The organism is Enterococcus phoeniculicola ATCC BAA-412, assembly GCF_000407505.1.
GTDB classification, from domain to species: domain Bacteria; phylum Bacillota; class Bacilli; order Lactobacillales; family Enterococcaceae; genus Enterococcus_K; species Enterococcus_K phoeniculicola.
The window spans coordinates 103,146-120,494 of sequence record NZ_ASWE01000005.1 but is presented as its reverse complement, the minus strand read 5'-3'; the positions used below and the strand labels follow the sequence as shown (position 1 = coordinate 120,494).

The 17,349-nt window shown below is 36.5% G+C and carries 16 protein-coding genes; 4 read left to right on the top strand and 12 right to left on the bottom strand.

Annotation, left to right across the window (positions count from 1 at the left end; translation table 11 throughout):
- Window positions 1–218: 218 nt before the first annotated feature.
- The 6 genes from I589_RS16770 to I589_RS16745 all read right to left on the bottom strand — a co-directional run bounded on the left by I589_RS16770 (window position 219) and on the right by I589_RS16745 (window position 5,857).
- Window positions 219–1,262 (bottom strand): alcohol dehydrogenase catalytic domain-containing protein, encoded by a 1,044-nt coding sequence (locus I589_RS16770; RefSeq protein ID WP_010766781.1) that lies wholly within the window; start codon window positions 1,260–1,262, stop codon window positions 219–221.
- Between the two features lie 2 nt (window positions 1,263–1,264).
- A complete protein-coding gene (locus I589_RS16765; RefSeq protein WP_010766782.1) occupies window positions 1,265–2,296 on the bottom strand; it encodes a Gfo/Idh/MocA family oxidoreductase in 1,032 nt (343 codons plus the stop codon).
- A gap of 26 nt (window positions 2,297–2,322) precedes the next feature.
- Entirely contained in the window at window positions 2,323–3,702 is a 1,380-nt protein-coding gene (locus I589_RS16760) for a PTS fructose transporter subunit IIC (protein ID WP_010766783.1), read from the bottom strand.
- A 44-nt stretch (window positions 3,703–3,746) separates the two neighbouring features.
- Entirely contained in the window at window positions 3,747–4,193 is a 447-nt protein-coding gene (locus tag I589_RS16755; RefSeq protein ID WP_010766784.1) for a PTS sugar transporter subunit IIA, read from the bottom strand.
- 14 nt (window positions 4,194–4,207) lie between these two features.
- Window positions 4,208–4,891 (bottom strand): deoxyribose-phosphate aldolase, encoded by a 684-nt coding sequence (gene deoC / locus I589_RS16750; protein WP_010766785.1) that lies wholly within the window; start codon window positions 4,889–4,891, stop codon window positions 4,208–4,210.
- Between the two features lie 186 nt (window positions 4,892–5,077).
- A complete protein-coding gene (locus I589_RS16745; protein WP_010766786.1) occupies window positions 5,078–5,857 on the bottom strand; it encodes a DeoR/GlpR family DNA-binding transcription regulator in 780 nt (259 codons plus the stop codon).
- 379 nt (window positions 5,858–6,236) lie between these two features.
- On the opposite strand from I589_RS16745, the gene I589_RS16740 reads away from it, so the two are divergent.
- Window positions 6,237–6,494: a hypothetical protein gene (locus I589_RS16740; protein WP_016250115.1), complete on the top strand. Its 258-nt coding sequence runs from the start codon at window positions 6,237–6,239 to the stop codon at window positions 6,492–6,494.
- A gap of 178 nt (window positions 6,495–6,672) precedes the next feature.
- On the opposite strand, the gene gyrA is transcribed toward I589_RS16740, so the two are convergent.
- From gyrA to dnaA, 6 genes are all read right to left on the bottom strand, one after another.
- Window positions 6,673–9,204: a DNA gyrase subunit A gene (gene gyrA, locus I589_RS16735; RefSeq protein ID WP_010766788.1), complete on the bottom strand. Its 2,532-nt coding sequence runs from the start codon at window positions 9,202–9,204 to the stop codon at window positions 6,673–6,675.
- Window positions 9,205–9,223: 19 nt separating this feature from the next.
- On the bottom strand, window positions 9,224–11,173 hold the full coding sequence (gyrB, locus tag I589_RS16730) for a DNA topoisomerase (ATP-hydrolyzing) subunit B (protein ID WP_010766789.1): 1,950 nt from the start codon (window positions 11,171–11,173) through the stop codon (window positions 9,224–9,226).
- Window positions 11,170–12,294, bottom strand: coding sequence for a DNA replication/repair protein RecF (gene recF / locus I589_RS16725; RefSeq protein WP_010766790.1), 1,125 nt, complete (start codon window positions 12,292–12,294; stop codon window positions 11,170–11,172). Before recF ends, gyrB begins: the two co-directional genes overlap by 4 nt.
- Window positions 12,281–12,523, bottom strand: a complete 243-nt coding sequence (gene yaaA, locus I589_RS16720; RefSeq protein ID WP_010766791.1) for a S4 domain-containing protein YaaA — start codon at window positions 12,521–12,523, stop codon at window positions 12,281–12,283. The genes recF and yaaA overlap by 14 nt, the downstream gene beginning before the upstream one ends.
- A 225-nt stretch (window positions 12,524–12,748) precedes the next feature.
- Window positions 12,749–13,879 carry a DNA polymerase III subunit beta gene (dnaN, locus tag I589_RS16715; RefSeq protein ID WP_010766792.1) on the bottom strand — a complete coding sequence of 377 codons (1,131 nt, stop codon included), beginning with the start codon at window positions 13,877–13,879 and terminating at the stop codon, window positions 12,749–12,751.
- A 158-nt stretch (window positions 13,880–14,037) separates the two neighbouring features.
- A complete protein-coding gene (gene dnaA / locus I589_RS16710) occupies window positions 14,038–15,375 on the bottom strand; it encodes a chromosomal replication initiator protein DnaA (protein WP_010766793.1) in 1,338 nt (445 codons plus the stop codon).
- 531 nt (window positions 15,376–15,906) lie between these two features.
- On the opposite strand from dnaA, the gene rpmH reads away from it, so the two are divergent.
- The 3 genes from rpmH (at window position 15,907) to I589_RS16695 (ending at window position 17,341) form a co-directional block, all read left to right on the top strand.
- Window positions 15,907–16,041: a 50S ribosomal protein L34 gene (gene rpmH / locus I589_RS16705; protein ID WP_010766794.1), complete on the top strand. Its 135-nt coding sequence runs from the start codon at window positions 15,907–15,909 to the stop codon at window positions 16,039–16,041.
- Window positions 16,042–16,163: 122 nt separating this feature from the next.
- The gene (rnpA, locus tag I589_RS16700; RefSeq protein WP_010766795.1) at window positions 16,164–16,502 is read left to right on the top strand and encodes a ribonuclease P protein component; all 339 of its coding nucleotides are present in this window, start codon (window positions 16,164–16,166) and stop codon (window positions 16,500–16,502) included.
- Window positions 16,503–16,516: 14 nt separating this feature from the next.
- Window positions 16,517–17,341 (top strand): YidC/Oxa1 family membrane protein insertase, encoded by an 825-nt coding sequence (locus I589_RS16695; RefSeq protein ID WP_010766796.1) that lies wholly within the window; start codon window positions 16,517–16,519, stop codon window positions 17,339–17,341.
- Window positions 17,342–17,349: the final 8 nt, after the last annotated feature.

Genomic DNA, 17,349 nt, shown 5'->3' with positions numbered 1-17,349 from the left:
CTCTAGAATTTATGATAAATCATTTTTCACCGACAAAAAAATTTTAGAGGGTAAGCTATAACTATCTAAGTTATGGCCCACCCTCTAAAATTTTAATAAACTGTGGAGAAGAAAACTCCTCTCTTCGTTTCGCTCTCAACACTCTTTATAAGCAAGACACTTTAAGAATTGAAGGTCTCCACAGAACACTCACTCATTTTATCTATTTTATTTATCGATTAATCAAATACAATCACATTTTTTAATCCTACTGCATGAATCGCATTATCTAATGCTTTGTCGAATGCATCAATTGAATAGCGACCTGTAATTAGTTTTCCTAGAGGGACTCTGCCACTACTTACCAGTTTTTCAGATGTACGGTAACTAGATAAACTTGCTCTTGTGCAACCAAAAACACGTAATTGTTTATAGTGTAAAATATTAGTATTTAATGACACCTTTTCTTTTCCTTTTGGTAAGCCACCAAAGAACAGCAAACGTCCATTCATCGCCATATAGTTAAAACTTGCTTCTTGGGCTTGCGGAGCAGGTGCTGCAATAATACATAAATCAACTCCTTTGTTATTTGTTTCTGTCTTGATCTTTTCTTCTAAGTTCTCACTTGTCATTGTTACTAATTCTGGAACTAATTCTTTGGCTGCATGTAATCTTTCCTCATGTAAGTCATTCATAATAACTTTTCCAGCACCTTTACTAAAGGCAAGCATAGCATGCATAATCCCAATTGGCCCAGAACCAACGACTAAAACAGTATCGCCTGAATGAACACCTGCTATTTCTTGACCATTGAACACACAACTGAACGGTTCAATTAGTGCCGCTTCCTCGAAGGTTATTTTATCATCTAGCATAGTTATATTCCCTTGTCTTATAGCTTTTTCAGGAACAACCAGATATTCTGCAAATCCACCCTGTATATTGATACCAAAAGCTTCATACGTTTCACATAGATGAGTATTTCCACTAACACATTGATCACAAGTCCCGCAGCCCATATTAGGTGCAATTGCAACTCTATCTCCCTTATTATAACCTAAAACAGATGAACCAATTTCTTCAATAACGCCTGCTACTTCATGCCCTAAGGTTAACGGATGTGCTTCGTCAACATTTTGATACCCATTTTTATACATACGAACATCTGTACCACAAATTGAAGCAGCTTTTACTTTAATTAATACTTCTTTATGTGTGATTGTAGGTTTTACAACCTCATTTATTTTAAGATTTTCTTTCCCTAGTAGTTGTGCAGCTTTCATGTTTATTCTTCTCCTTTTTCATCTACTAATACGATTTTTTTTTCTTGTAGCGACTGTAACCCGACTCTTACAAGTTTCACCGCCATTAATCCATCGTACCCTGTGACAAGCGGTTCAGTATCATTCCTAATACAATCTATAAATGCTTGGTCTTCAGATACATAAGCATCTTTAAATAAGTAGGTCCAACTATGCATTGCCGGACGTTTAATTTCTCCGTCTTTTGTTGCAATAGAGAGTTTATGCTTTCCTTGATCACCAACTAAAATACTTCCATTTGTTCCTAAAATTTCAGTTCGTGCATCATATCCATACTGAACATATTGTGCCCCTTCAATGAAGCCTAATTTACCATCATCAAAAGTCAAGTTCATTGCTACGGTATCATAATAATCTGGAAATTTTTCTTTAACTTCAGGAGACCTAAAATTCCCGCCAATTGAATAAATACTGCTAACTTCACTTCCAGAAAACCATCTTAATGTATCTAAGTCATGGCTATTTACTTCCCCGATCGGACCACTGCTTATAGAAATATCAAACATCCAAGGTTTTGGTTCACTCGGTCCATGAGTTAATGATTTAATCATCACAACATCTCCGATTGCTCCAGAATCAACAATTTTTTTAGCCTCTTGGAAACTTTCATCAAAACGTCTCATAAATCCAACTTGTAATTTCACGTTATTCCTATCTGCCGCTTTGATCATATCTAAACATTCTTGTTCATCCATTGCTAATGGTTTCTCACATAGAATATGTTTCTTTTCATTAGCTGCAGCAATAACAATTTCTTTATGATAAGCAGTCGGTGTAACAACAATAACCGCATCAATTTCTTCATTTTTTAAGGCTTCTTGATAGTTAGTGTATATATATTCCACACCTAACTCGATCTGTGCGTTTTTTAAATTTTCTGGTGAGGGATCACATAAAGCAATCAATTTAGCCCCTTCAATTTTTTTAGCCATGTTTCTACCATGAATCATTCCTGCACGACCAGTCCCAATCAAACATACATTAAGCGTTTCCACAACTGCATCCTCCTAAAATATAATTTTTATAACGTACTTGCTTTTCTTCCAGCTTGAGTCTTTAGAACTGTCACCAACACGCCGCTAATAACTGTTCCTACAGCAAGTGCTACAATATACATTAAAATATTTGTTATAGAGCCAGGAATAAAGAAGATGAAAAATCCGCCGTGAGGTACTGCAATCCCACATTTAAATAGCATTGATAACGCACCCGTAATAGCGGAACCAACCGTTACTGAGGCAAGCACTCTAAAAGGATCCGCTGCAGCAAAAGGAATGGCCCCTTCTGAAATAAATGATAAACCTAATACCCATGCTGTTTTACCAGCTTCTCTTTCTTCATTCGTATAAATATTTTTCCCCAGTACAGTTGATGATAATGCCATAGCTAAAGGAGGAACCATCCCTGAAATCATGACAGCTGCCATAATTTCACTTGTTTCTCCTGCGCCCAGATTAGTCAGTGAAGCTACACCAAAGAAGTAAGCTGCTTTTCCAATTGGCCCTGCTAAATCAATTGCCATCATCGCACCCAAGAGAAGACCAAGTAATATTGAATTAACACCACTTAGGCTATTTAACCAGTTCATAATCCCTTCATTAATAGCTGTAATAGGTATCCCAATCACAAATTTCATCAAGAACCCAACAAACAGACTTGAAAGAACTGGAAGGATTAATACAGGTAACAATCCTGAAAAGGCTGAAGGCAATTTCAACACCTTCTTTAACAAAATAATTGTATAGCCAGCTAAAAAACCACCCAATAATGCTCCTAAAAACCCTGCATTCATACTACTCGCCAACATGCCGGCCAACATCCCTGGTACCAAGCCTGGTCTATCTGCAATGGAAAATGCAATATATCCTGCCAAAATAGGCCACATCAATCCCATGGCAATTCCACCAAATTCGTTAATACTTTGAGCAAGATCTCCTTTCGCATTAATTCCACCAAAGGCAAATGCTAGCGCAATACATATTCCTCCAGTTACAACAAAAGGAATCATGTATGAGACACCTGTCATTAAATGACTATAAATACCTGATTTACTCGTCTTTACTTGTTTTTCCTCAGCTTCTTTTTCTCCTGCTTTATAAACAGGAGCAACTAGTGCTTTTTCTAGTAGTTCCAACCCATTATTAATTCCTTCATTTACATCGACCTCAATTAAGCGCTTTCCATAAAAGCGGTCTTTATTTACAGATGTACTTGCAGCAATAACAACTGCATCCGCAGCCTGAATATCTTCTAAAGTTAATATATTTTCTGCACCAATAGAGCCTTGCGTTTCTACCTTGATTTCATATCCTTTTTCTTTAGCCGCGATTTCTAAATTCTCAGCCGCCATATAAGTGTGAGCGATGCCTGTTGAGCAGGAAGTATTTGCAACGATTTTCATTAGTTTGCCTCCTCTTGTTCAAATATTATTTTTTCTAATCTATTTCACCCGTCAATAATAGTGTAAATTTCTTCTTTTGTTTGAGCATTCATGATTTTTTTTCTAACATCATCATGCATCAACTTTCTTGATAGCTGAGCTAATATTCGTAAATGTTGATTATCCGAATCCTCTGGTACAGCGATTAGAAATACCATATGGACTACTTCTCCATCCATTGAATCATACGTGATTCCTTCTGTACTTCGACCAAAACAAAGAGAGGGCTCTTTAACAGCTGATGACTTTCCATGTGGAATAGCAACACCAAAACCAATGCCTGTTGTACTTTCAGCTTCTCTTTTAAGTACCGCTTTAATATAAATATCTTTGTCATTTAAACGATTTTCTTTTTCCAATAAAGAAGTTAATTCATAAATAGCTTCTTCTTTTTCGGTTGCCTTTATCTTCAGTTGCATCAAAGATTCATCCATAATCTCTCTTAGTTTCATCTCTAACGACCTCCTCAAACCAATGCTTTGTATTCTTCAATAATTTTAATACCTGAGCTTGTTCCTAGACGTTCTGCTCCTGCCTCAACCATTGATTTGGCTGTTTCTAAATCACGAATTCCACCTGCAGCTTTTACTTTTACATCATTTCCAACAATTGATTTCATTAATTTAACATCCTCAACTGTTGCTCCTGATGTTCCAAAACCAGTTGACGTTTTAACAAAATCGGGTTTTATTTCTTTTGCAATCTCACAAACTGTTATTTTTTCTTCATCTGTTAAATAGCAGTTTTCTAAAATAACTTTACTTAAAATATTATTTTTACGACTCAACTCTACAATTTCTTTCATTTCTTGACGGATGTACTCTACATTACCATTCTTCAATTCACCAATATTAATGACGTAGTCAATTTCATCTGCACCATTTTTAATTGAATCTTTTACTTCAAATACTTTTGTCGCTATCGTTGTTTGACCTAAAGGAAATCCAATTGCTGCCCCAACATGTACTGAACTTGTTTTTAAGAATTCGCGACATAATCCCACTGGTGACGAATTGATTGCCACCATTTTAAAACCATAATCATCTGCTTCTTTACATAATTGTTTAAATTCTTCTTCTCTTGCATCTGCTCTTAATAACGTATGATCTACTAACTTTGCAAATTCCTCTACACTTAAATCGAATGACATAATTGGTTCCTCCTAATTTTCAGCTATCTATTATTTATTACGCTTTCATTTTACCATCCACTTTCATTTTGTCAACATACAAAAGAAAACAAAAGATAAATAACGCTCACTTACTTTTGTTTAGCCGTAAAAAAAGAGAATTGATTTTATTTACATAAAATCAATCCTCTTTTTATCTTATAGATTTTAGGTTGTTACAAAACTAATGGAAGCTAAATTTAACTCATTCAATTGTTTAGTAGATAATTTTTTATCTGTAATTAATATGTCTATATTCTCTGGTTTAGCAAATAGTTTAAAGCTTTTTTTCCCAAATTTAGCTGAATCACACAACATTATTTTTTGCTTAGCTATTGACAATACCGCTTGTTTTATCTGCCCTGTTCCAACATTCGGCGTAGAATACCCATGTTTTACGTCAAAAGAAGTCGTACTTATTATTGCTCTATCTACCACAAACTCTTTAATTTCATTTAATGCTGATTCTCCTGCGACATATTGAAATTTATTTCTTACTAATCCACCTATAAAATAAATTTCAAAATTGGTTTTTTCACTTAATATTGTAGCAATTTGTAAATCGTAAGTAAGCACCTTCACTTTATCAAGATCTCTTTTTACCAGTTCCTCAGTAAATGCCAGACAGGATGTACCTGTATCAATAACAATTGAATCTTCTTCTTGAATTAAGCCTGCTGCGTATTTAGCAATAGCTATTTTTTCTTTTGTCAACATTCTGACTTTTGGATTATCTTCACGATTTTCTCTAGGCTTTCCAATAGCACCGCCGTGGGTTCTGATTAGTTTATTTTCTTTTTCCAACTCTCTCATATCGGTACGAATTGTACTCCCTGATACATTGAATCGTTCAACTAAATCAGCTACCTCAACACGCTCCTGGTTGTCTAGCAGATCTAAAATGACTTTTTTTCTTTCTTCTGCAAACAAAACCGGCTTTTCATCCATGTAAATCCTACTTTCTTTTTCTTTCATTTGTTTTTATTTATCATATCATAAATAAAATAAAAGATTCTTTCTTTTTGCTTTATTTAACTAGGGATTCCATCACAGATTTAGCAATTGAAGGTTGGCTAGCCAAGATTTGACTATCTGGTAGTCTGGTGTATCTGAGCCATTAGTAGAAAAAATTCTTATAAAGATAAAATAACATAATAAGAAAGTAACACAGCTCTCCATCGTAAAATGTTAACAGCCAACTACTTAATTTTTCTCTTTTATATTAAGCAGCTTCACTCAATTATACGAAAACTACGCTCATTCACTTTCCTCTTTCAGGGTGAATGAGCTTAGGAATTTCTATCTGTTTATGAGAGGAGGGACAGAAGTGTTCAGCTCCGAGAATAGGTACTCTGCTTCATCGGAAGTGAAAATTCGTGGATTTGCAGCACCAAGTAGGTACTCTGCTTCATCAAAAATGAAAATTCGTGGATTTGCAGCACCGAGTAGGTACTCTGCTTCATCGAAAATGAAAATTCGTGGATTTGCAGCACCGAGTAGGTACTGTGCATCATCGGAAGTGAAAATTCGTGGATTTGCAGCACCGAGTAGGTACTGTGCATCATCGGAAGTGAAACTTCCGTGATTTACAGCAATCAGAAGTCATTCACGATGATGATTGGAAACACTTAAGAGTGTCTTTCAACGTTGATTGCTTTCGGGTTCTCCCCAAATCTTTGGGACTAGGTACGTTTTTACTTTTTTCTTGGGGATAAAGACACAAGAAACGACCGATAGAATTCTATCGGTCGCTCAGAAATACTCTATTCTTCTGTTTCTTCTACTTCTTGAATTGTTTCTGTTTCTTCTATGTCTTGGACTGTTTCTTCAGCCTCAACAATGACTTCCTCAATAACTTCCTCTTCTTCTGGTGCAACAATGGCCATTGTAACCACTTTTGCTTCAGCTTCCATCTTCATCAGACGAACACCTAATGTGGAACGGCCTGTTTGAGAAACTGTACCTACGCTAAATCGAATAATGACACCTTTATCTGTAATTAACATTACATCTTCTTCACCTGTTACGGTAGTTAATCCAGCCAATGGACCATTTTTCGGTGTAATATTTGCGGTCTTAATTCCTTTACCCCCACGACCTTTTACTGGGTATTCGGAAACTTTTGTTCGTTTTCCATAACCATTTTCAGTAATCACAAGAACTTCCTTGTCTTCATCCATGGTTGCTGCTCCGATAACGTAGTCGTCTTCTCTTAATCGGATACCACGAACGCCTGAAGCAGTACGTCCCATGTCGCGAACAACTTCTTCTTTGAAGGTTACAGAATAGCCTGCATGTGTCCCAATGATGATGTTTGCATTTCCATCCGTCAACAAGACGTTTACTAGCTCATCATTTTCTTTCAATCCAATAGCAATTAATCCATTACTTCGGATATTAGAGAACGCTGTAACAGTTGTACGTTTTACTGTACCTAGACGAGTTGTAAAGAACAGATAATGTCCATCCTCAGCTTGTCCTTCCACTGCGATAATCGCTTGGATTTTCTCAGCCGAATCGATTCCAAGCAGGTTAATCACTGGAATACCTTTGGCTGTTCGTCCATATTCTGGAATTTCATAGCCTTTTGCACGGTACACTTTTCCGTTATTCGTAAAGAATAATAACGTATCATGCGTAGAACATGAGACAAGGTTTTTCACAAAGTCGTCATTATGAATGCCCATTCCCTGAACCCCGCGTCCACCACGTCGCTGTGCTCTAAATTCACTATTTGCAACACGCTTAATGTAGCCATTGTTCGTTAACGTAATCACGATTTCTTCTTCTTCGATTAGGTCTTCATCTTCAAGACTCAACACTTCACCTACAAGAAGCTCTGTTCTCCGTTTATCACCAAAACGTGCGCCGATTTCACCTAATTCTGTTTTGATAATTTCAGTAACACGTTCAGGACGTGCCAAAATATCTTTCAAATCAGCAATAAATTTTAATAATTCTTGGTACTCATTTTCAATCTTGTCACGTTCTAAACCAGTTAGACGACGTAGACGCATATCCAAAATTGCTTGTGCTTGACGATCAGAGAAATCAAAGCGTTCGATTAATGTTTTCTTTGCTTCATCTTCTGCTTTTGCACTTCGGATAATCCGGATGATTTCATCAATGTGATCTAAGGCAATACGTAAACCTTCTAAAATATGTGCTCTTGCTTCTGCTTTTTGCTTATCAAATTCGGTACGACGAACGATTACTTCTTGTTGATGTTTGATGTAATTTTCAAGAATTTGTTTTAAGCTTAAAACTTTTGGCACGCCATTTTCAATAGCTAACATATTAAACCCAAATGAAGTCTGTAACGACGTCATTTTGTACAAGTTGTTTAAGATAACTGAGGCACTAACATCCCGACGAACATCGATGACAATTCGCATACCTTCACGTGAAGATTCATCGCGAAGATCTGTAATTCCTTCAATACGTTTTTCACGATGCAGCTCAGAAATACGTTCAATCAATTTTGCTTTATTAACAACATAAGGAAGTTCAGTAACTAAAATTCGTTCTTTTCCATTGGGCATTTCTGTAATGTCTACTTTTGCACGAATGGTGATAGAACCTTTCCCAGTCTCATACGCTTTTCTGATGCCTGATTTTCCCATAACCAATCCACCTGTAGGGAAATCTGGTCCAGGTAATACTTCCATTAATTCGTTAGTTGTTACCTCTGGGTTGTCCATTAACAGGTTCACCGCAGCAACCACTTCATTTAAATTGTGTGGAGGAATATTTGTTGCCATCCCAACTGCAATCCCTGTTGTCCCATTCACTAACAAATTGGGGAAACGAGCAGGCAATACATTAGGTTCTCTTTCTGTATCATCATAGTTACTTTGATAATCAACCGTATTTTTGTTGATATCACGCAACATTTCCATCGCAATCTTGCTCATTCTTGCTTCGGTATAACGCATAGCCGCTGCGCCATCGCCATCGACTGAACCGAAGTTTCCATGACCATCCACTAGCATATAGCGATAACTAAACGGTTGCGCCATCCGAACCATTGATTCATAAATCGCACTATCACCATGAGGATGGTATTTACCCATAACGTCCCCAACAATACGTGCTGATTTCTTATGTGGCTTATCTGGTGTCACACCTAGTTCATTCATTCCATAAAGAATTCTTCTATGAACTGGCTTTAATCCGTCACGAACATCTGGCAGTGCACGAGCAACAATAACACTCATAGCATAATCGATGAAGGATTCTCTCATCTCACTCGTCAGATTGACGTCATGGATATTTTCTTTCATTTCTTCACTCACGAAATTTCCTCCTTCAAGATTAAATATCTAAGTTCTTCACGTAATGGGCATTTTCTTCAATAAACGCACGACGAGGTTCTACCTTGTCTCCCATTAACATTTCAAAAATTTGATCGGCTTCAATTGCATCATCAACACTTACACGTGCCATCATGCGGCGTTCTGGATCCATCGTGGTTTCCCATAACTGATGGTCATCCATTTCCCCAAGCCCTTTGTATCGTTGAACCGTTGCTTTAGGACTAGCAGGTAATTCACTCATTACTTGTTTTAAATCTTCTTCTGCTGTTTTTCCTGGTTGAACATAGGTAATATTTTTTCCTTGCTTCACGCCATATAATGGTGGTTGCGCAATATAAACATAGCCTGCTTCAACGATTGGACGCATATAACGGTAAAATAACGTTAATAGTAATGTACGAATGTGAGCGCCATCCACATCGGCATCGGTCATGATAACGAGCTTATGATAACGAGCTTTTGAGACATCAAAATCTGAGCCAAAACCAGTTCCCATCGCTGTGAACAGTGAACGAATTTCTTCATTGGCTAAAATTTTATCCATACTTGCCTTTTCAACATTCAGGATTTTCCCACGAATAGGTAAAATCGCTTGGAATTCACGATTTCTCCCTTGTTTTGCAGATCCACCGGCAGAATCCCCTTCGACGATGAACAGTTCGCATTTTTCAGGAACGTTACTTGAACAGTCAGCAAGCTTCCCTGGCAAATTACTAATTTCTAATGCGCCTTTACGACGTGTTACTTCACGTGCTCGTTTTGCTGCAAGACGTGCTTTAGAAGCAAGCATTCCTTTTTCGACAATTTGACGACCTACTGTTGGATTTTCCATTAGGAATTTTCCAAAGTGTTCTGAGAATAAGCGGTCAGTTACTGTACGAACTTCAGAGTTTCCTAGCTTCGTTTTTGTTTGACCTTCAAACTGTGGATCTGGATGCTTGATAGAGATAACAGCTGTTAACCCTTCACGAACATCTTCTCCTGTTAAGTTTTCGTCATTTTCTTTCATCAGTTTTTGCTTACGTGCATAATCATTAATCACACGAGTCAATGATGTTTTAAAACCAGATTCGTGTGTTCCACCCTCATAGGTATGAATATTATTAGCAAAGCTTAAGATATTTGAATGATAACCGTCCGTGTACTGCATAGACACTTCAACGATAATGTTTTGCTGCTCACCTTCAATAAAGACAGGCTCTGGAAAAATAACATCTTTATTGGCATTTAAATGCTCAACATAACTCTTAATCCCACCTTCGTAGTGATACTCACGAAGAACAGGTTTTTCTTCACGGCGATCTTCAATTGAAATATGCAGTCCGCGATTTAAGAAAGCTAATTCTCGTATCCGTGTTGCTAGTTTTTCAAAGTTAAATTCTGTTGTTTCAGTAAAAATTTCTGAATCAGGGATAAAATGAACTTCTGTCCCATGTCGGTCAGTATCACCGATGACTTTTAAATCATTCATAACCACGCCACGCTGGTATTCTTGGAAGTATATTTTGCCTTCTTTAAAGACCTTTACATCCAAGACAGATGACAATGCATTTACAACAGAAGAACCCACACCGTGCAGTCCTCCAGATACTTTATATCCGCCACCGCCAAATTTTCCTCCGGCATGTAGAACAGTAAAGACTGTTTCAACGGCAGGTCTTCCTGTTTTTGCTTGAATCCCAACAGGAATCCCACGACCATCATCAATAACGGTAATACTGTTATCTTCTTCTACAATAACATGAATGGATGTCGCAAATCCTGCTAGGGCTTCATCGATTGAGTTATCAACGATTTCCCATACTAAATGATGTAGTCCTTCACCACTCGTTGAACCAATATACATCCCTGGACGTTTTCGAACGGCCTCTAAGCCTTCTAGAACTTGAATCTGACTGGCATCATATTCTTTGGCGCGTTCTACTAAACTTTTTTCTTCTTCTGTCATTCAGTCTCTGCTCCTTTTATTTCTCCCTGATGAACATAAAAAATTTCGGGTTCAACAGTCATTTTATTTTTTACATGATCAAGCGTAGTTGTAGTCAAAAAAGTTTGTACTTTTCCTTCAATTGTTTCCAATAAATGCAGCTGTCTAGAATCATCTAGCTCGCTCATTACATCATCTAAAAGTAAAATCGGGTATTCGCCCGTTTCCTCTTTCATCAAATCAATTTCAGCTAATTTAATACTCAAAGCTGTTGTCCGCTGTTGTCCTTGTGAGCCATAGGTTTGAACATTTTGTTCATTAACAAAAAACTGTAAATCATCTCTATGAGGCCCGATAAAGGTGGAAGCTTTAAATAATTCTTTTTTACGATTTCGTTGAAGCTCCTGCAAAAAAGTGCCTTGAATTTCTTCTGCTGTCGCCTCTTCTTCAAATGGAACCGTCGCTACATAAGAAATGCGGAGTTGCTCTTTTTGATGACTGATTTGCTGATGCAACGAGTTCGCCCAAAATTCTAACCGTTTAACAAACTTTTTTCGGGCAAATAAAACTTTTCCGCCAAACTCTGCCAACTGTTCTGTCAAAATATCTAAATATATCAAATCTGTTTGTTTTTTTTCAGCTAATTGTTTTAAATATTGATTTCGCTGTTTTAAGACAGATTGATATTGAACAAGATCAAACAAATAAATGGGATCAATCTGTCCTATTTCCATATCCAGAAACTTTCTTCTTAGCTGAGGACTTCCTTTTACTAAGGAAAGATCTTCAGGCGCAAATAAAATCACGTTTAATTGACCAACATAACTGCTTAATCGTTTTTGCTCAATATGATTGATTTTCGTTTTCCGTCCTTTTTTTGACAAAGTTAATTCTAACGGTGTCTTTGTTGTTTTTTTTTGAACGGTTCCAGTTATATAGGCCTGATCTTTTTCCCATTGAATCAATTCTTGCTCATTCGTTGTTCTATGACTTCTAGTCATTGCTAAAACATAGATACTTTCCAAAATATTGGTCTTTCCTTGAGCATTTTCACCTAAAAAAATCGTTAAATTTTTTGAAAAAGTTAACGACAACTCTTCATAATTACGATAATTTTTAAGGTGGATATTACTCAGCTTCATCAGACGTCATTTCCTTTTTTTTCATAAAAAAAGTACCTTCATCAGGTATTTCCAGCATCATGCCTGGGTATAGCTTGCGACCTCGCCGATTTTCAGGTTCACCATCGACAAACACTGTATGCTCTGCCAAGTACCATTTTGCTTGTCCGCCGCTACTAATAACATTCACTTCTTTTAGCACTTGTCCTAAAGTCATGTAATCTGTTTTCAAAATGACTTTTTGTTTCAATTAGCATCCCTCATTTTCTCTGATAAACATACACTCTATTATACCCTTTTAAGTAGAATAAAACAAATTTGACTACATATTTTTAAATCTAAGAGCTTCTAGAGGAAAAAAGCATTTTGTATTTAAACAAAGCAAAAGGCCTTAAAATCGATTTTAAGACCTTTTGCAGATATACTATTTTTTTAACTTTTTTCAATTCATTTCCAAAATTCATGAAAATAAAAATTAATTTGTACGAACTGGCGTAATTAATTGAATGAACTCTAGGCTATTTTCTGTTGGTTCTAAAGTAAATGGACGAACAGCTGAAATAAATTTCACCGTCACGCTCATATCACCAAAAGCACGTAAAGCTGCTTTCATGTAATCAGGATTAAAGGAAATTTCTAAAGGATCGCCTGTAACCTTCTCGTAGCTCAAGCTTTCTTCTACTTTCCCAACTTCAGGAGAGTTTCCATAAAGAACAACAGAATCAGATTGAATCGATAATCGAACAATATTATTACGTCCTTCATGAGAAAGCAAAGAAGCACGTTCAATCGCAGCTAACAGCTGTGGTACATAGAAATCAATTTCTGTATTGAAGCTTGATGGAATTAAACGATTCGTGTCAGGATAATTTCCTTCCAGTAATCGAGAGTAGAAATACATGGTTTCTGTTTTAAAAAGTACTTGGTTTTCCATAATGCTAATTTCCACTAGCTCTTCTTCATTGGTTAATGAACGAGAAAGTTCAGTTAAACTTTTTCCAGGAATAACAATGTCAAAATTTTCAACTGCTTGTTCAATTGGAATAATTCGTTGACTTAGTCGATGAGAATCAGTTGCAACAGCTAATAGCTTTTGATCATTTAGGACAAAATGAACCCCTGTTAAAATAGGACGACTTTCATGTTGAGATACAGCAAAACCTGTTTCATTAATTAATTTAGTGAATACGTGTACAGGGAGCTTCATTTGATTTTGACTTTCAATCACTGGTAGATGAGGATAGTTATCTGCATCTAATCCATTGACTGTAAAATTCGCTTTTCCTGAAGTAATCGCGACTTGGTTATTTTCAATGACTTCTAGCGTAAATTCTTCTTCTGGTAATCGACGAACAATTTCACTAAAGAAGCGAGCTTGTAAAACAATTTTTCCAGTTTCTTCAATTTGAAGCTGTGCACTTTCATTTTGAATGCTTAAAAATGTTTCTATTGAAATATCTGCATTACTTCCTGTTAACGTAATTCCTTCTTCTGTCACAACAATTTTTACACCTGTAAGAATTGGAATCGTTGTTTTTGTAGAGATTGCTCGTTGGACTGTTTGTAGTTCTTGCATAAAGACGGTTCGTTTTAAAGAGAATTTCATGAGGGTAACTCCTTTGTTTTATTTATTAGTAAAAGATAATAAAAGTAGTAGGGCCTGTTAATCTTGTGGAAAACTGGAAATAGGCGTCAGACAAAAGACTTTTCGGCTGTGCATAACCTGTGGAAAAGATTGGACTTTTTTTAAAAGTTATCCACACGCTAGTTTAACAGAAAATTCTTAATTTCTGAAATTTCATTTTGCATAGTTGCACTTGAATCAATAAGCTGCTGGATTTTTTCATGGGCATGAATAACCGTAGTATGGTCTTTTCCGCCAAATTCAGCACCAATTTTTGGTAGAGAGTTATCTGTCAGTTCTCTTGAAAGATACATTGCAATCTGTCGGGGAACAACAATGGATTTCACTCGTTTTTTCCCTTTCAAATCTTTCATTTGAATGTGATAGTATTTTGCCACCTCTTCTTGAATCTGTAGAATGGATAACTGACTGTGTCCACGTCCGGACTTTAATGTTTTTAAAGCATCCGCAGCTAAGCTGGTGGTGATATCAGAGCTATTAATTGTAGCAAATGCTTGAACACGAACCAAAGCTCCTTCAAGCTCACGAATATTTGAATCAATCTGACCGGCAATATAGCTGAGTGTATCATCTGGAATTTCTAACCGTTCCGCAGCTGCTTTTTTTCGTAAAATAGCCGTTCTTGTCTCTAAATCAGGCGGTGTAATATCTACTGAAAGTCCCCAGGCAAAGCGAGAGACCAGACGTTCCTGTAATTTAGGAATTTCATTTGGTAAACGATCACTGGTTAGAACGATTTGTTTTCCATCATTATAGAGTGCATTAAAGGTATGGAAAAATTCCTCTTGAGTCGCCTCTTTTTCTGCAAAGAATTGGATATCATCCACTAATAACAATTCAACATTACGATATTCTTGACGAAATTCTTCAGCTGTTTTGTTTTGAATGGAATTAATAAAATCATTGGCAAAGGTCTCACTGCTGACATATTTTACTTTTGCATTTGGCTGATTGAGTAGCATATGGTGCCCTATTGCATGCATCAAGTGAGTTTTTCCAAGACCAACGCCTCCATAAAAGAATAGTGGGTTATACATTGATCCAGGATCTTCTGCAACAACAAGTGCGGCTGCATGGGCCATCTGATTGCCTTTTCCAATAACAAAAGTATCAAATGTATATTTTGGATTGAGCATCGCCTTCTTTGTTACTTCAACAGGTTTTGGTGCTTCTTCTTTTGGCTTTGCGGCAGGTTCAAGCAATGGTGCTTCATCTGCAGTGACAAATGAAGGGATAATTTCTTGTCCAGTTAGCTTAAAGCCGGTTTCAACAATTTTAGTTGCCAGATTTTTTTCCCAGTAATTCTTGTGTAAACTAGTGGGCACTTCAATAATTAATTGGTTATTCTGCAAAGAAAGTGGTTGTGCAGTATCGATCCACGCATTATAGCTTGTGGGGCTAAGTTCTGCACGATAACTCTCTTGAAGGTCTAGCCAAATATCTTCAAGGGATGCCATCAGGAGTCCTCCTTATCTTATAAATAGAAATAGGTAGTTCTAATTTAGCATTTTTTAGAGAAGTTTTCCACAGATTCTTGAAGGAAAATAAAAATTTCTTTTAATTTATCCACAAATTGGGGAAAAAAGAAGAAAAGAAATCCCCAAGAGTAAAAAAAAGTTATCCACAAGAGTAATCAACAGGTGGATAACTAAGTGTAAGTGAAAAAAATAAACATGGAGTGTGGATAACTAAGGTTGTCATATCAATAGATAAACGCGGTTTTCCACATGTTTAAAACTCCTGAGGATAACTTATCTACATGCCGTTAATTTGTGTAAAAGTGCAGGGATAACTTCTCCACATCTTTTTGAATAAATAAGAAATTCCACAGGATACTCCTCAAAGAATTTCAGGTTGTGGATAATTAGCGGCTCTATTTTAGTGGTGCTTTTCTGTAATTTATTATTGACAAAACGTAGTGATACTAGGTATACTATCAAAGTATGTCTGTGTATATGGATAGTAATACTCTCATGGAGGTGGAATAAATGAAAAGAACATACCAACCAAACAAACGTAAACGTCAAAAAGTTCACGGGTTCCGTAAACGTATGAGCACTAAAAATGGTCGTCGCGTGCTAGCTAGCCGTCGCCTTAAAGGAAGAAAAGTTCTTTCAGCTTAAGCCACTGGGTTTCAGTGGTTTTTTTTGTACCTTTTTTACGAGAAAACAGGTGATTCAACCTAGTGAAATATGGTATGATTGTTGGGTGAGTGAAAGATAAGGAAAGAAGCGAAGGAAACTAGATGAAGAAAACGTATCGAGTTAAAAAAGAACGAGAATTTCAAAGGGTTTTCCAAGAAGGAACATCTTTCGCGAATCGTCGATTTGTTGTCTATCGTTTAGAGAAACCTGCTCAAGAACATTTTCGTGTAGGAATTTCGGTAGGAAAAAAAATCGGGAATGCGGTAGAACGAAATGCTGTGAAACGAAAAATTCGTGCTAGTTTGTTCGAAATAAAAGAGAGAATTGATCCAGAGCTAGATTTTATTGTGATTGCTCGTCCAAAAACAAATGAGTTATCCTCAAAAGAAATTCTTTCAAACCTCGAACATGTCTTAAAGCTTGCAAAAATAATTGAATAAAGGGGAAAAAGTAAGTGAAGAAATACAAACGTTTACTTTTAATGGCTGGCTTAGTGATGCTGGTTATTGTATTATCTGCGTGTGGCGCTACCGGTGAGGTAAATGCGCAAAGTACAGGAGTATGGGATCGATATATTGTTTACTATTTTGCAGAAGCAATTAAAGCTCTTTCTTTTGGAAATCCAGGAATTGGGATTATTTTATTTACATTAATTATCCGAGTGATTCTTTTACCGTTAATGCATTTCCAAACAAAAAGCATGCGTAAAACTCAAGAATTGCAACCAAAATTAAAAGCAATTCAACAAAAATATGCATCAAAAGATCCAGAAACACAAGCAAAATTACGAGAAGAACAACAAAAATTATACGCTGAAAATAATGTAAATCCATATGCTGGCTGTTTACCGTTATTGGTTCAAATGCCAATTTTAATGGCATTATGGCAATCTATTTCTCGTGTACCAGAATTGAAATCTGGTCAATTTTTATGGTTGAATCTAGGGAATCCTGATCCAATCTTCTTATTACCGATTTTAGCTGCTGTCTTTACTTTTGCAAGTACGTATCTATCAAGCATGAGTCAAATAGAACCAAATCCATCAATGAAGATAATGAATTTTGCAATGCCGCTTATGATTTTGGTAATGGGGATTAATTTGGCGAGTGGACTTTCCCTTTATTGGGTAATTTCAAATGCGTTCCAAGTAGGTCAGACATTACTACTAAACAATCCATTCAAGATTCGTAAAGAACGTGAAGAAGAGGCACAAAAAATTCGTGATAAGGAACGTGCATTACAGCGTGCACAAAATCCTAAGAAAAAACGCAAGAAATAAAAGGAGGT

Coding starts and splice junctions, on each gene's coding strand:
- dnaA (WP_010766793.1), bottom strand. CDS start 15,375: ATGGCATCCCTTGAAGATATTTGGCTAGACCTTCAAGAGAGTTATCGT.
- I589_RS16745 (WP_010766786.1), bottom strand. CDS start 5,857: ATGGATGAAAAGCCGGTTTTGTTTGCAGAAGAAAGAAAAAAAGTCATT.
- recF (WP_010766790.1), bottom strand. CDS start 12,294: ATGAAGCTGAGTAATATCCACCTTAAAAATTATCGTAATTATGAAGAG.
- dnaN (WP_010766792.1), bottom strand. CDS start 13,879: ATGAAATTCTCTTTAAAACGAACCGTCTTTATGCAAGAACTACAAACA.
- I589_RS16770 (WP_010766781.1), bottom strand. CDS start 1,262: ATGAAAGCTGCACAACTACTAGGGAAAGAAAATCTTAAAATAAATGAG.
- deoC (WP_010766785.1), bottom strand. CDS start 4,891: ATGTCATTCGATTTAAGTGTAGAGGAATTTGCAAAGTTAGTAGATCAT.
- rnpA (WP_010766795.1), top strand. CDS start 16,164: ATGAAGAAAACGTATCGAGTTAAAAAAGAACGAGAATTTCAAAGGGTT.
- rpmH (WP_010766794.1), top strand. CDS start 15,907: ATGAAAAGAACATACCAACCAAACAAACGTAAACGTCAAAAAGTTCAC.
- gyrB (WP_010766789.1), bottom strand. CDS start 11,173: ATGACAGAAGAAGAAAAAAGTTTAGTAGAACGCGCCAAAGAATATGAT.
- I589_RS16760 (WP_010766783.1), bottom strand. CDS start 3,702: ATGAAAATCGTTGCAAATACTTCCTGCTCAACAGGCATCGCTCACACT.
- I589_RS16755 (WP_010766784.1), bottom strand. CDS start 4,193: ATGAAACTAAGAGAGATTATGGATGAATCTTTGATGCAACTGAAGATA.